This window comes from Micromonospora sp. NBC_01392 (assembly GCF_045040125.1).
In the GTDB taxonomy this organism is placed as follows: domain Bacteria; phylum Actinomycetota; class Actinomycetes; order Mycobacteriales; family Micromonosporaceae; genus Micromonospora.
Genome location: NZ_CP109549.1, coordinates 6,876,333 through 6,890,201, shown reverse-complemented (window position 1 = coordinate 6,890,201; position 13,869 = coordinate 6,876,333). Strand labels below are relative to the sequence as shown.

The following is a 13,869-nucleotide window of genomic DNA, read 5'->3' as shown; positions in this document are numbered from 1 at the left end:
GCGCTGGCCACCGCGGCGGTGTCGGACGGAACGGGGGTACGGCGTCAGCCGTGGCTGCCGCCCTCGGTGCCGCCCTCTTCGGCGGAGTGCTCGCGCGGGTTGACGATCTGGGACGGCTGCGCCGGCGGGGTCAGCGGGACACCGATCGGCGCCGGGGTCTTGATCACCTTGCCGCCGCCGAAGTCGAAGGTCAGGTTGACCTGCTGGCCGACGAGGAGCTTCTGGTTCAGGCCGACGAGCTGGAGGAACTGCGGGTTGCCGCTGTTGAGCTGTGCGTAGCCGAGCGCCGGGATCTCGATCCGGGCCGGCTGGCCGGCGGGCGCCGACGCGCTCTCCGACGGCGACGCGCTCTCCGACGGCGACCCGCTGGGCGAGGCGGACGGCGAGGCGGGAGCCTCCAGCGACTGGCTGGGGGAGGCGCTCGGGTCGGTGGCGGTGGGCGACGCCGACGCCGGCTCGGTCGGCGAGCCGGTCGGGGTGGCCGCGCCGCTGGAGCCGGCCGCGCCGGTCAGCAGGATCTCCCGGGCGCTGTCGGTGGTGACGGTCACCGTCACCGGGGACTCGCTGTCGTTGTAGATCACGACGTTCAGCGGGGCGGTCGCGCCGGCCTGGTAGCCCTCCGGGCCGGGGAACTGCACGTAGAGCCCGCGCACCTTGTAGAGGTTGTCGGAGGTCTGGACGTTGACGCCCTGGACCGACGGGATCTTGTTGGCGGTCTCGGCGATCTGACCGGCGCCGCACCCGGACAGCAGCAGGCTCGCCGCCGCCGCCGAGCCGGCCAACAGCAGGGCCGGTCGCCGGGAACCCCTGATCGAGCGCGTCACGTCGGTCCTCCTCGTCACGATCCCCGCCCGGTCGACCCCCGGACACGGGGTGGCCATACCCGCGCAGACCGCGCTCCAGGGTAGTTGGAGCTGATCGAGGCCCGCACGCGGACCCGGCAATGCCATCCTCGGTGGCGACGGCTCAGACCACCCGGCCGTTCGCCACCAGCAGCACCACATCGATGAGCGCCACCACCAGCACCGACCGGAAGGCGGCCACCGGCCGGCCACCGGTGGCGGTCGCGGCGCGTCCGGCGTACCAACCGAGGGCCGGCACCGCGACGGCGGCGGCCACCGCCGACAGGCCGGTCCACGACGGCGGTCCGGGCGGACCGAACACCAGCGCGACGGTGGCGGCGAGGAGCAGGCCGGCGGCGGCCAGCCGGCTGCCCGCGGGGCCCAGCCGGTGGGGCAGCCCGCGCACCCCGGTACGGGCGTCGTCGGCCAGGTCGGGCAGCACGTTCGCGAAGTGCGCCCCGGCGCCCAGCAGCGCGGCGGCGGCCACCAGCCAGGCCGGCGGCGCGGGCGAGTCGGGCCGGGCCAGCACCACGAACGCGGGCAGCGCGCCGAACGAGACCGCGTAGGGCAGCACCGACACCGCCGTCGACTTCAGCGGCTTGTTGTAGAGCAGCGCGGAGACCAGCCCCAGCGTGGCGCAGGCCGCGGCGGCCGGGCCGCCGGTCAGCGCCAGCAGCGGGGTGGCGACGGCGGCGACCGCGGTGGCCCGGGCCAGCGTCGGCCGGGCGACCGCGCCGGTGGTCACCGGTTTGTCGGTACGCCCCACCGCGGCGTCCCGGTCGGCGTCGATCAGGTCGTTGCTCCAGCCGACGGCGAGCTGGCTGGCCAGCACCGTCAGCGCCACCGTGGCCACTCCGGCGGCGGAGTGCCCGACGCCGGCGGCGAGCAGCGCGGCGACCACGACGACCGCCGCGGCCGGCTCCGGATGGCTCGCTCTGACCAGCCCTAACACCCGCGTCGACATAAGGGAAGTCTGGTCGTTACCGGGTAGTCGTGCCACGCTCGGTCCATGCCCGACGCGTCGCCGGTGTCCAGCCCGCACCGGGCGCTGTCCCCGAACGACCCCCGACAGTACGACGACCTGGCCGGCGAGTGGTGGCGGCCCGACGGCGCCTTCGCCATGCTGCACTGGCTGGCCCGCGCCCGCGCCGCCCTGGTGCCCCCGGCGTCCAACCGGGACGACCTGCTGGTCGACCTCGGCTGCGGGGCCGGGCTGCTGGCGCCGCACCTGGCCGGCAAGGGCTACCGGCACGTCGGGGTGGACCTGACCCGCTCCGCGCTCGACCAGGCCGCCACGCACGGCGTGACAGTGCTCCAGGGCGACGCCACCGCCGTGCCGCTGGCCGACGGCTGCGCCGCCGTGGTCTCGGCCGGTGAGCTGCTGGAGCACGTGCCGGACTGGCGGCGGGCGGTGGCCGAGGCGTGCCGGTTGCTGCGGCCCGGCGGGCTGCTGGTGCTGGACACGCTCAACGACACGCTGCTGGCCCGGCTGGTCGCGGTGGAGCTGGGTGAACGGCTGCCGACCGTGCCGCGCGGCATCCACGACCACCGGCTGTTCGTGGACGCCCGCGCGCTGGTCGCCGAGTGTGCCCGGCACGGCGTGTCGTTGCGTCTGCGCGGGGTCCGGCCGGAGCTGGGCGGCACGCTGGCCTGGTTGCTGCGCCGGTGGCGGGGCGGTGACCGTCCGGTGCGGACGGAGCCGCGCATCGTGCCGACGCGGTCGACGGCGGTGCTCTACCAGGGCAGTGGGCGCCGGGGCGGATAGCGGAGGTCACCGGGGGTAAGGGACGCCGAGAAGGGGGCGACATGACCGTGTACGCGCTGGAGGCGGCCCGCCGGTTGGCGCCGCGACTGGCCGCCCGGGCGGCCGGGCACGACCGGGACGGCTCGTTCCCGGTGGACGACTTCGCCGACCTTCGCCAGGCCGGCCTGTTCGGCCTGATGGTCCCGCGTGAGCTGGGTGGGCAGGGCGCGACCTTCGCCGAGTACGCCGCCGTCGCCACCGAGCTGGCCCGGGGCAACGGCGCCACCGCGCTGGTGTTCAACATGCACGCCTCGGTCACCGGGGCGTTGGGCGCGGTGACCGAGGAACTGGCCGAGGCGCTCGGCGTACCGGAGGAGGCGCTGGCCGCCCGCGACCGACTGTTGCGCGCGGCGGCCGACGGCGCGTGGTACGCGGTGGCGATGAGCGAGCGCGGCGCGGGCGCGCGGCTGTCCCAGCTCAGCACCGTCTACGAACCGGTCGACGGTGGCTGGCACGTCAAGGGCAGCAAGACGTTCTGCTCCGGCGCCGGCCACCCGGACGGCTACCTGGTGGCCGCGCGCAGCGCCACCGACCAGTCGGTGGTCTCCCAGTTCCTGGTGCCGGCCGGGGAGGGGATCACGGTCGAGCCGACCTGGGACTCGCTCGGCATGCGCGCCACCTCCTCGCACGACCTGCACCTGGACGTGACCGTCCCGGCCGACCGGCTGCTCGGCGGCGTGGAGGGGTTGGCGCTGGTGGTGGCCCAGCTCATGCCGCACTGGCTGGTGGCCAGCTACGCCGCCGTCTACGTCGGGGTGGCCCGGGCCGCGATCGACGCCGCCGCCGAGCACCTGAACATCCGCGGTCTGGCCGGGCTGCCGGCGGTCCGGGCCCGGCTGGGCCGGGCGGACGCGGCCACCGCCGCCGCCGAGCTGGTGGTCGCCGAGGCGGCCCGCCGGGTCGACGAGGAACCCGGCTCGGCCGAGACGAACCGCTGGGTGTGGCGGGCCAAGCTGCTGGCCGGCACCACCGCCGCGGAGGTGGCGGCGTCCATGCTGGAGGCGGCCGGCACGTCGGCGACCCGCCGCGGTCATCCGTTGGAGCGCCTCTACCGGGACGCCCGGTGCGGCTCGCTGCACCCGGCCACCTCCGACGTGTGCGCCGACTGGCTCGGCATCGCCGCACTCGGCGGCGACCCGGACCGGGACAGCGCGGTCCCTCGTTGGTAAGCCGGAGTTCGACGGCCGCAGGACTGAGCGAAGCTGAGGTGGGGACGTGGGCGTACCGGTGATCGCGGGTCTGGGCATGGCGCTGCCGCCGGGCGCCGCGCAGGACGAGCTGTGGACGGGTTTCTTCGAGAAGCACTTCTCGGGCACCACGCGGGTGCTGGCCGAGAAGATCTTCGCCAACTCCGGGGTGACCCGGCGGCAGGCGGCGGTGAATCCGCTGCTGGAGGACGTCTCGGAGTGGCCGACCGAGCGTCGGATGCGCCGCTACCAGGTCGAGGCGTTGCCGCTCGGGAAGGAGGCGGTCAGCCGCGCGCTCACCGCCGCCGGCCTGGACGCCGGCGACGTCGGGCTGTTCGTGGTCTGCTCCTGCACCGGTTACGCGACGCCCGGCCTGGACATCCTGCTGGCCCGTGACCTCGGCATGGCCCCGAACACCCAGCGCATGTTCGTCGGCCACATGGGTTGTTACGCGGCGCTGCCCGGGCTCGGCGCGGCGAGCGACTTCGTCACCGCCCGGGGGCGGCCGGCGCTGCTGCTCTGCGCGGAGCTGACCAGCCTGCACATCCAGCCGCCGGGTGCCCGGGTGGACACCCAGCAGATCGTCTCGCATGCGCTGTTCTCGGACGCCGCGGTCGCCGCCGTGGTCGTCCCCGGTGGCCGGGGGTACGCGTTGCGTGAGGTCACCTCCGTCACCGACACCTCCACCGCCGATCACATGACCTGGGACGTCACCGACACCGGCTTCCGGATGGGGCTGTCGCCGAAGGTGCCGAAGGTGCTGTCCCGGTTCGTCCGTGACCTGGTGGACGACCTGTTGGCCCGGCACGGGTGCGACCGGTCCGGGGTGGACGGCTGGGCGGTGCACCCGGGTGGCCCCCGGATCCTCAACGTGGTGGAGCATGAGCTGGAGCTGCCGCCGACGGCGCTGGCGACGTCCCGGGAGACGCTTGCCGAGCACGGCAACTGTTCGTCCCCGACGGTGCTGCTGATCCTGGACCGGCTGAGCCGTACGCCGTCGCCGCCGCGCCGGGTGGTGATGCTCGCGTTCGGGCCGGGGCTGACGCTCTACGCGGCCCTGCTGGAGCGCGCGGGCTGACGGTTCGCCGTGGCGTCGATACGCTGCCGGCATGGCCTCGGAGGAGCGGACCCGGCGGGCAGTGCTGGTGGGCCTGACCGTGTTGGCGTTGGCGGTCGGCGCGTGGTGGTGGCGGTCGGCGGCGCCGTGGTTGGGCACGACGGTCGGCTCCTCCACCGACGACCTCGCCCGGTCCCGGGTGGATCTCGGTGCGGGGGTCGGGTCGACACCGCCCGAGCGGCCGTCGCCCCGCTCCCGGATGGTGGCCGAGGTCGATCCCCGTACCGGTGAGGTCCGTTCGCCGGTGGTGGTCGACGTGGAGCCCGACGGCGGGACGCGCCAGGAGAACGTGTCGCACGTGGTGTGGCGGGAGACGTCGCGGCTGATGCCGGGTGACCCGCCGGTCGTGCGGCAGGCGAACCCGTCGCCGGGTGACGAGTACCGGCTGTCGGTGGGCTGCGCCGGTGACGGTGCCGTGTCGATGCGGGTGGCCGGTGCCGACGGCGTCGAGCGGGTGCTGAGCTGCGGCGGGCAGGTGACCGTCGTGTTCCTGGACGGCACGGGCGCGCCGGTGTGGGTGCGGTTCGCCGCGCTGCGGGGCGAGGTCGAGCTGAACGCCCGGCTGGAGGCGCTCTACTGAGCCGCTGAGCGGGTTCAGCCGGCCAACCGGGCCAGGTCGGCCTGGTAGTCCGCCGCCGGCCCCAGCTCCGGCACCATTCGGACCAGCGTGCCCCGCCGGTCCACGAGCAGCGCGGCGGCGGTGCCCGGCCGGGCCGAGAGATGCAGGTAGGAGCGCAGGCCGCCGGCCGGGTCGCCGAGCGGGCGTACGCCGGTCGCGGTGGCGGGCCCGGCGCTGCGGCCCTCGGTCACGGTGACCACGGTGACCCCGGCGGGCGCGGTGGCCGCCGCCGTGCCGACCTGTTCGGCGCAGGCGCACGCGTCGACCAGGATGATCATGGCGGGGAGCAGGCTGCGTAGTGGCACCGGCGTGTTGTCGGCGCCGACCAGGTCGAGCGCGGGCAGCGGGCCGATCGCCGCGGGGGTGGACCGGGGCAGCACGGTCGGCGCGCCGGGGGAGCGGTGGGGGCGTGGCCAGGTGACGGCGGCCAGCCCGGCGAGCGTGATCAACACTGCGGCCAGCAGCGCCAGCAGGGGCGGCGTGAACCGGGCCGGACGCCCGGCGGGGCGTGGGGCGCGGCGCAGCTCGCGGCGGATCTGTCGGGCCTCGTCGGCGAGCGCCGAGGCGTCGTCGGGCACGACGACGCGACCCCACTCCGGTGGCAGGCCCGGCAGTCCGTCCGCCGGCCCCTGGCCGTCAGCGTCAGGCACGCCCATCGGACCCCCAGGAACGTCTCGGCGAGCGGACGTCACGTCCACCACCAGCGTCCCGCACCGGGGGCCGTACCGCCACACCTGGGCGCGGGTGGAGTTGCGGAGCTACCATGGAAGGAGCGCATTGCCCTAGATCTGATCGCTCCGGCCATCACCCGTACCGGGTAGTTATTTGTTCGTCACGGAGCGTGGTTAAACCATCGTCTTGGCCTCCTGTCAAGCCGAAGAAATACCTCTCACAGGGCCCCTGAGCTGCGCCAACGATCAGGACAGCGGTGAGACATCGGTGCCTGAGCGTGTTACCCTAGACACAGCGAAAGGGGTTTCGAACCTATGGTTTTCAGTGTCGGCGAGACCGTTGTTTACCCCCACCACGGGGCCGCACTCATCGAGGCAATCGAGACTCGGGTCATCAAGGGCGAGCCCAGGGAGTACCTCGTCCTGAGGGTCGCGCAGGGTGACCTGACGGTCCGGGTGCCCGCCGAGAACGCCGAGATCGTGGGTGTGCGCGAGGTGGTCGGCGAAGAGGGCCTGGGCAAGGTCTTCGACGTGCTCCGTGCTCCGCACACCGAGGAGCCCACCAACTGGTCGCGGCGTTACAAGGCAAATCTGGAGAAGCTGGCCTCCGGCAACCCGCTGAAGGTGGCCGAGGTCGTCCGCGACCTGTGGCGCCGGGAGCGGGAGCGGGGCCTGTCGGCGGGCGAGAAGCGCATGCTCGCCAAGGCCCGTGACATCCTCGTGGGTGAGGTCGCGCTGGCCGAGAAGAGCACGAAGGACGAGGCGGAGTCGCTGCTCGACAAGGTGCTGACCGAAGCCTGATCCGCACCGCTGCCTCTACCCGCAGCACCATGAACGAAACCGAGGACCGCGACGTGACCGCGCAGCTCAATCCGCGCGGTGACGTCGCGGTCCTCGTTCCTGCGGCCGGTGCCGGCGTACGCCTCGGTCCCGGCGCTCCCAAGGCGCTCCGGGCGCTCGGCGGCGAGCCGCTGCTGGTGCACGCCGTCCGCCGGATCGCCGCCGCGCCGTCGGTGCACACGATCGTGGTGGCCGCGCCGGCCGCCGACGTCGAATCGGTGCGGGCGCTGCTGGCCCCGGTGGCGCCGGTGACCGTGGTGCCCGGCGGCGCCGAACGCCAGGCTTCCGTCGCGGCGGCGCTCGCCGCCGTGCCGGCCGGGCCGGAGATCGTCCTGGTCCATGACGCGGCGCGGGCGCTCACCCCGCCCGAGCTGGTCGAGTCGGTGGCCGCGGCGGTCCGTGGCGGGCACGACGCGGTGATCCCGGTGCTGCCGGTGGTCGACACGATCAAGGAGGTCGACGCCGCCGAGCGGGTGCTCGGCACCGTCGACCGGGCTGTCCTGCGCGCGGTGCAGACGCCGCAGGGCTTCCGCCGGCCGGTGCTGACCGCCGCGCACCGGGCGGCAGGTGATCCACTCACCGACGACGCCGGCCTGGTGGAGAAGCAGGGCGTCGCGGTGTTCTGCGTGCCCGGCTCCGAGCTGGCCCTGAAGATCACCCGCCCGTTCGACCTGACCCTGGCCGAACACCTCCTGTCCACCGGCGCCTGACCGGCGACCCTGCGGGATTGACCAAGGGGTTCGCGTCGCCGTCCGGCCCGACGGTGACCCGAACTCCTTGATCACGGCGTACGCGTACGCTCGGCGTCATGATCGTTCCTCGGGTGGCCGTCGGCACCGACGTGCACGCGTTCGCGGCCGGTCGGCCCTGCTGGGTCGCCGGCCTGCACTGGCCCGACCAGGACGGCCTGGCCGGCCACTCGGACGCCGACGTGGTGGCGCACGCCGCCTGCAACGCGTTGCTCTCCGCTGCCGGCCTCGGCGACCTGGGCGCCAACTTCGGTGTCGACCAGCCGGAGTGGGCCGGCGCCTCCGGGGTGGCGCTGCTGACCGAGAGCGCGCGCCGGGTGCGGGCGGCCGGCTTCGTGATCGGCAACGTGTCGGTGCAGGTGGTCGGCAACCGGCCCCGGATCGGGTCGCGTCGGGACGAGGCGCAGCGGGTGCTCTCCGAGGCGGTCGGCGCGCCGGTCACCGTGTCCGCGGCGACCACCGACGGCCTGGGCTTCACCGGTCGCGGCGAAGGACTGGCCGGCATCGCGGTGGCGCTGGTGTACGAGGCGCCGACGGCGTGACCCGGCGACCGGGGACGCCGGTCGCCGGGCCGGGGTTCAGTCTACGTCGGTGCAGACGTTGTGGGTCGTGCCGTGGAGCATCGTGATGGTCTTGTCGAAGGTGGGCGTGAACGCCACCCGGAACTGGCCGTCGACGATCCACAGCCCCTTCGGCAGCGTGCCGGCGTTCTCCCGGAAGCCGAGCAACACCGGGCCCGTGACGTACCAGGTCATCGACCCGTCCGTGCCGTGGACGACGAGCGAGGTGCCGCTCGCGTCGGCCGTGGAGGTGGCGCCGGTCTCCAGGTTGGTCACCCGGTCGAGCAGGGCGCCGGTGAACAGCTCCCGCTTCGGTGAGCCGTCCGGGTAGGTCTCCAGCGTCAGCATCCGCACCTCGTCGACGATCGGCTCCACCCGAACCGCGAACGTGCACCGGGCGCCGGCGGGTAACTCGAACGCCTCCTGCGGCGCCGGCACCCAGGCGCCCGGAGAACGGTCGGCGGCGGATGCCGGGCCGGAAAGGCTCGCCACGACCGCCGTCACGACCGCCGTCACCGCGGCGCTCATCCTGACTCGCATGGTCACTCCATCCTGTTGCTGACCGGGGCCGGACCAGGATCGTGCCGCCGGCTCACCACCGGCTCACCGCTTTCGCCCCGGCAGTCGGGTCGATCGTTCGGCCGTCCCCGCCCGGCGACCGGGCCGCCCACCACGCGCTCACCGCCGGGTGACAACCGCCGGCCCGGGTCCCCCCGTCCTGTTCGGTATGGAGTTCCGCCTGCTCGGGCCGTTCGAGGCCCGCCACGACGGCCGGACCGTCGAGCTCGGCGTCCGGCGGCAGGAGCGCTGCCTGCTCGGACTGCTGCTGCTCGACACGGGCCGGGTGGTGTCGACCGACCGGCTCGCCGACCTGCTGTGGAACGGCCGGCCACCGGCCGCGGCCCGGGGCGCGGTGCAGACGTACGTCGGGCGGCTGCGGGCCGCGTTGCATCCGTACGGGGTGCGGATCGGCACCCGGGGCGGGGGCTACGTCGTCGACCGGGTCGGGCATCGGGTCGACGTCGACGAGTTCGGCGACCTGGTCCGGGCGGCCGGCGTCACCGCCGAGCCGGACGCGCGGGTACGGCTGCTCGACCGGGGGCTGGCCCTCTGGCGGGGGCCGCTGCTCGCCGACGTGGCGGACGGCGAGCTGCGCGACCGGCTGCACGGAACCGTCGAGGAGCTTCGCCTGGTCGCGGTGGAGCTGCGCGCCGAGGCGCAGCTCGCGTTGGGCCGGCACGGGCCGGCGATCGCGGATCTGCTGCCGCTGGCGGCCCGGCACCCCACCCGGGAACAGCTCGTGGCCGTCCTGATGACCGCGCTGTACCGGGGGGCCCGGCGGGCCGACGCGCTGCGGCTCTACCGCACCACGCGGGAGCGGCTCGCGGCGGACGTCGGCGTCGAGCCGGGGCCCCGGCTGCGGGAGGTGCACCGCCGGGTGCTCGCCGGTGACGACCGGCTGGAGCGGTCCGGGCGGCCGGTGTACGAGGTCCGGGTCCGCGACGAGAGCCTGCCGTGGAGCGTCGGCGGCCATCCCGCGCTCGACTTCTGCAACACGTACGCGGGGTGGGGTCGGGACTCTCCCCTGCCCGGCGCGGAGTGGCTGCGCGGCTACCGGACGCTCGCCGTCTGGGCGGGTCACGTCGGGCTGACCGACGAGGTGTCGGTGAACCGCCTGCTGCACCTCGCCCGACGTGACCCCGGCACCGCGGAGGCGGTGCTCGCCGAGGCCCGTACGCTGCGGGCCGCGCTCTACGCCAGCATGGTCGATCCGGCGGACCGTCGGGCCTTCGACGCGGTCGCCCGCGCCGCCGGGGCGGCTGCCCGGACGGCGGTGTTCCGGTGGGCGGCGGACGGGCGCGGTCGCTGGTGGATCGACCTCGCCGCCGGGCTGCGGCTGCCCGTGCACGCCGCCGCGTTCAGCGCCGCGCAACTGCTCGCCGATCCGGGCCGGCTCACGGTTCGGGCCTGCCCGGACGAACGCTGCGGATGGTTGTTCCTGGACGAGAGCGGCCTGCGCAGGTGGTGCAGCCTCGGGACCTGCGGGGGCGGGGCGGGCGCGTCCTGCCGCAGCATCTGACCGCGCTGACGGGCAGCTGACGAGCCGGGGCGGCTAGGCTCGCCGGGATGCCGAGTGACGCCGCCCCCGACCAGTCCGCCGCCGACGGCTACCTGCAACGCGCCCATCTCCTCGCCGAGCTGGGTCGCTACGACGAGGGGATCGGCGAGCTCGCCGCGCTGATCGCGGCGGAGCCCGCGCACCTCGCCGCGCTGACCATGCTGGCCCGGATGCAGCTCGCCGCCGGTCGTCCCGCCGAGGCGCTGGCGGTGGCCGAGGCGGCGGTCGCCGCCGCGCCGGGGAACGCGCCGGCGCTTGTCGCACGCGGGTTCGCGCTGCTCGACCTGGAGCGTTGGAAGGCCGCCGCGGGCACCGCGGACGAACTCCTGGCGCTGGGCCCGACCGACGCGTACGCGCAGCGCAGCGCCGCCGCCATCCTGTCCGCCTCGCGCAACGGGCAGCCGGCGCTGAACGCGGCCTGGCGGGGCGTCGAGCTGACGCCGGACGAGCCGGAGGCGCACCTCGTGCTCGGCCTGGTCGCGGTTCGGCTGGAGCTGTTCGACCTGGCCGAGCGGGCCTACCGGGAGGCGTTGCGGCTGGACCCGGAGCTGGCCGGCGCGGGGCGCGACCCGGGCGTGGCCCGGCTGGAGCGACGGCGCTACGCGGAGACGCTGGAGCACCTGACCGAGGTGGCCGACATCTCCCCGCCCGGCCCCGATCCGGTGCGTGCCGTCGACGCGGGCGTACGCCGGCTCGTGCTGGCCGCCGCCGGTTGGTCGCTGGCCGCCGCCGTCCTGGTCGCCGCGCTGGGACCGACCGCGCCGGTCGCGTCCCGGCTGCTCGCGGTGCTGGCGGCGGTCGGGGTGGGGCTGCTGGCCTGGCGGCCGGTGAGCCGGCTGCCCGGCGCGCGGGACGCGATGTCCCGGGGGCTGGCGCCGGCCGTCTACGCGGGGGCCGCCGCGCCGGTGCTGCTGGTGGTCTACGCGTTGGTCGGCGGCCCGTGGCCGCTGGTGGGCGCCGTCACGGCCTCGGTGGTCGCCGGATTCGCCCTGCTCAACCGGGGTAGAAAAGTCGAATGCTGACTGTCAACGCCTACGCGGCGACGTCCGCGACCGACCCGCTCACGCCGACCACCATCGAGCGGCGGGACCTCGGCCCGGACGACGTCCTCATCGACATCAAGTTCGCCGGCATCTGCCACTCCGACATCCACACCGCGCGCAGCGAGTGGGGGCCGACCCGCTACCCGATCGTGGTCGGCCACGAGATCGCCGGCGTGGTGCGGGAGGTCGGCTCCGCGGTGACGAAGTTCGCCGTCGGCGACCGGGTCGGCGTCGGCTGCCTGGTCGACTCCTGCCGGGAGTGCGACAGCTGCCGCAAGGGCCTGGAGCAGTACTGCCTGAAGGGCAGCACCGGCACGTACGCCGGCGTGGGCCGGGACGGCAAGCCGACCCAGGGCGGCTACTCGCAGGCCATCGTGGTCACCGAGGACTTCGTGCTGCGCATCCCGGACGGCATCGAGCTGGACGCCGCCGCGCCGCTGCTCTGCGCCGGCATCACCACGTACTCGCCGCTGCGGCACTGGAACGCCGGGCCGGGCCGGAAGGTGGCCGTGATCGGCATGGGCGGTCTCGGCCACATGGCCGTGAAGCTGGCCCACGCGATGGGCGCCGAGGTGACGGTGCTGTCCCAGTCGCTGAAGAAGCGGGAGGACGGGCTGCGGCTCGGCGCCGACCACTACTTCGCGACCTCCGACGAGGGCACGTTCACGGAACTGGCCGGCTCGTTCGACCTGATCATCAACACGGTGAGCGCGACCATCGACATGAACGCGTTCCTGCGGCTGCTCGCGGTGGACGGGACGCTGGTCAACGTGGGCGTCCCGGAGGAGCCGCTGTCGGTGCACGCGTTCTCGCTGATCCCGGGCCGGCGGTCGTTCGCCGGGTCGAGCATCGGTGGCATCGCGGAGACCCAGGAGATGCTCGACTTCTGCGCCGAGCACGGGCTGGGCGCCGAGATCGAGGTGATCCCGGCCGAGAAGATCAACGAGGCGTACGAGCGGGTGCTCGCGTCCGACGTGCGCTACCGCTTCGTCATCGACGCGTCCACGTTCTGACGCTCCGACCGGTGCCGAGGGGCCGCCTCCGGGCGGCCCCTCGTCGCGTACGTCAGGGCTTGCGCGCCCAGGTCCAGGCGTAGCCGTCGTCCTCGCAGGCGGTGCCCGCGTCGCAGAGGTCCAGCGGGCGGAACGTGTCGACCATGACCGCCAGCTCGTCGAAGAAGTCCGCCCCGATCGACCGCTCGGCGGCGCCCGGCTGCGGGCCGTGGGTGAAGCCGGACGGGTGCAGCGAGATCGAGCCCTGCTCGATGCCGGAACCGCGCCGGGCCTCGTAGTTGCCGCCGGTGTAGAACAGCATCTCGTCGGAGTCGACGTTGTGGTGGTTGTACGGCACCGGGATGGCGGCCGGGTGGTAGTCGACCTTGCGCGGCACGAACGAGCAGATCACGAAGTTCGGGCCCTGGAACGTCTGGTGCACCGGCGGCGGCTGGTGGATCCGCCCGGTGATCGGCTCGAAGTCGTGGATGGAGAACGCCCACGGGTACAGGTGCCCGTCCCAGCCGACCACGTCGAACGGGTGGTTCGCGTAGACGTACCTCGTCCACCCGCGCCGGTGCTTGACCAGCACCTCCACCTCCTCGCCGTCGACCAGCAGCGGGGTGTCCGGTCCCCGGACGTCGCGCTCGCAGTAGGGCGAGTGCTCCAGGAACTGCCCGCGTACGGAGAGGTAGCGCTTGGGCGGGCCGATGTGGCCGGACGCCTCGACGGCGAGCAGCCGGGTCGGCTCGTCACCGGTCGGCACCAGGCGGTGGATGGTCGAGGTGGGGATGACGACGTAGTCGCCGGCCACCGCGTCGAGCACGCCGAACGGCGACTCCACCCGCATCGAGCCGGACTCCAGGTAGAGGCAGTGGTCGCCGGTGGCGTCGCGGAACAGCGGCGACGGCCGGTCGGCCAGCACGTACGCGATCCGGACGTCGTCGTTGGCGAGCAGGTAACGCCGGCCGAGCACCGGGTCCGCCCCGCCGCCGTCGAGCTTGTGGGTGCGCAGGTGACGCGGCTTGAGCGGCAGGTTCGGCACCCGGGTGACGGTGGGCGGGGCGAACTCCTCGGCGGCGAGGATCGCGGTCGGCGCGTGCCGGTGGTAGAGCAGCGACGAGTCGGAGGAGAAGCCCTCCTGACCGACCAGCTCCTCGGCGTAGAGCGTGCCGTCGGGCTGCCGGAACTGGGTGTGGCGCTTGCGGGGCACCTCGCCCACGCTGCGGTAGTACGGCATGTCGCCTCCGTTATGTCCCGTTGGCCGGCCGGTGGCGTCCGATAATCGGACGCGGTTGTCCGTTCCTCGTAGCGTCCCGTACATTC

15 protein-coding genes are annotated in these 13,869 nt (G+C 74.4%); 10 read left to right on the top strand and 5 right to left on the bottom strand.

The annotated features are described in order from the left end of the window. Positions 1-44: 44 nt before the first annotated feature. A complete protein-coding gene (locus OG767_RS30295) occupies positions 45-824 on the bottom strand; it encodes a hypothetical protein (RefSeq protein WP_405091507.1) in 780 nt (259 codons plus the stop codon). A 142-nt stretch (positions 825-966) separates the two neighbouring features. After that, positions 967-1,806, bottom strand: coding sequence for a UbiA family prenyltransferase (locus OG767_RS30290; RefSeq protein ID WP_405091506.1), 840 nt, complete (start codon positions 1,804-1,806; stop codon positions 967-969). Between the two features lie 45 nt (positions 1,807-1,851). On the opposite strand from OG767_RS30290, the gene OG767_RS30285 reads away from it, so the two are divergent. The 4 genes from OG767_RS30285 to OG767_RS30270 are packed head-to-tail and all read left to right on the top strand — an operon-like array spanning position 1,852 to position 5,530. Then, positions 1,852-2,607, top strand: a complete 756-nt coding sequence (locus OG767_RS30285; RefSeq protein ID WP_405091505.1) for a methyltransferase domain-containing protein — start codon at positions 1,852-1,854, stop codon at positions 2,605-2,607. A 41-nt stretch (positions 2,608-2,648) separates the two neighbouring features. After that, positions 2,649-3,815 (top strand): acyl-CoA dehydrogenase family protein, encoded by a 1,167-nt coding sequence (locus OG767_RS30280; protein ID WP_405091504.1) that lies wholly within the window; start codon positions 2,649-2,651, stop codon positions 3,813-3,815. A gap of 46 nt (positions 3,816-3,861) precedes the next feature. After that, entirely contained in the window at positions 3,862-4,911 is a 1,050-nt protein-coding gene (locus OG767_RS30275; RefSeq protein ID WP_405091503.1) for a type III polyketide synthase, read from the top strand. A 31-nt stretch (positions 4,912-4,942) separates the two neighbouring features. Continuing rightward, the gene (locus OG767_RS30270; RefSeq protein ID WP_405091502.1) at positions 4,943-5,530 is read left to right on the top strand and encodes a hypothetical protein; all 588 of its coding nucleotides are present in this window, start codon (positions 4,943-4,945) and stop codon (positions 5,528-5,530) included. A gap of 14 nt (positions 5,531-5,544) precedes the next feature. Here OG767_RS30270 and OG767_RS30265 read toward each other — a convergent pair whose 3' ends face one another. After that, a complete protein-coding gene (locus OG767_RS30265; protein WP_405091501.1) occupies positions 5,545-6,225 on the bottom strand; it encodes a hypothetical protein in 681 nt (226 codons plus the stop codon). 330 nt (positions 6,226-6,555) lie between these two features. On the opposite strand from OG767_RS30265, the gene OG767_RS30260 reads away from it, so the two are divergent. From OG767_RS30260 to ispF, 3 genes are all read left to right on the top strand, one after another. Then, the gene (locus OG767_RS30260) at positions 6,556-7,041 is read left to right on the top strand and encodes a CarD family transcriptional regulator (RefSeq protein ID WP_091610855.1); all 486 of its coding nucleotides are present in this window, start codon (positions 6,556-6,558) and stop codon (positions 7,039-7,041) included. A 53-nt stretch (positions 7,042-7,094) separates the two neighbouring features. Further along, positions 7,095-7,790, top strand: coding sequence for a 2-C-methyl-D-erythritol 4-phosphate cytidylyltransferase (gene ispD / locus OG767_RS30255; protein ID WP_405094351.1), 696 nt, complete (start codon positions 7,095-7,097; stop codon positions 7,788-7,790). A gap of 98 nt (positions 7,791-7,888) precedes the next feature. Beyond that, a complete protein-coding gene (ispF, locus tag OG767_RS30250) occupies positions 7,889-8,371 on the top strand; it encodes a 2-C-methyl-D-erythritol 2,4-cyclodiphosphate synthase (RefSeq protein WP_405091500.1) in 483 nt (160 codons plus the stop codon). Positions 8,372-8,407: 36 nt separating this feature from the next. Here the strand turns inward: ispF and OG767_RS30245 are convergent, their stop codons facing one another. Further along, positions 8,408-8,929, bottom strand: a complete 522-nt coding sequence (locus OG767_RS30245) for a hypothetical protein (protein WP_405091499.1) — start codon at positions 8,927-8,929, stop codon at positions 8,408-8,410. Positions 8,930-9,116: 187 nt separating this feature from the next. On the opposite strand from OG767_RS30245, the gene OG767_RS30240 reads away from it, so the two are divergent. The 3 genes from OG767_RS30240 to OG767_RS30230 are packed head-to-tail and all read left to right on the top strand — an operon-like array spanning position 9,117 to position 12,564. Then, a complete protein-coding gene (locus OG767_RS30240; protein WP_405091498.1) occupies positions 9,117-10,469 on the top strand; it encodes a BTAD domain-containing putative transcriptional regulator in 1,353 nt (450 codons plus the stop codon). Positions 10,470-10,516: 47 nt separating this feature from the next. Beyond that, the gene (locus OG767_RS30235) at positions 10,517-11,530 is read left to right on the top strand and encodes a tetratricopeptide repeat protein (RefSeq protein WP_405091497.1); all 1,014 of its coding nucleotides are present in this window, start codon (positions 10,517-10,519) and stop codon (positions 11,528-11,530) included. Continuing rightward, positions 11,524-12,564, top strand: coding sequence for an NAD(P)-dependent alcohol dehydrogenase (locus OG767_RS30230; protein WP_405091496.1), 1,041 nt, complete (start codon positions 11,524-11,526; stop codon positions 12,562-12,564). Before OG767_RS30235 ends, OG767_RS30230 begins: the two co-directional genes overlap by 7 nt. A gap of 52 nt (positions 12,565-12,616) precedes the next feature. Here OG767_RS30230 and OG767_RS30225 read toward each other — a convergent pair whose 3' ends face one another. After that, positions 12,617-13,783, bottom strand: a complete 1,167-nt coding sequence (locus tag OG767_RS30225; RefSeq protein WP_405091495.1) for a homogentisate 1,2-dioxygenase — start codon at positions 13,781-13,783, stop codon at positions 12,617-12,619. Positions 13,784-13,869 lie beyond the last annotated feature (86 nt).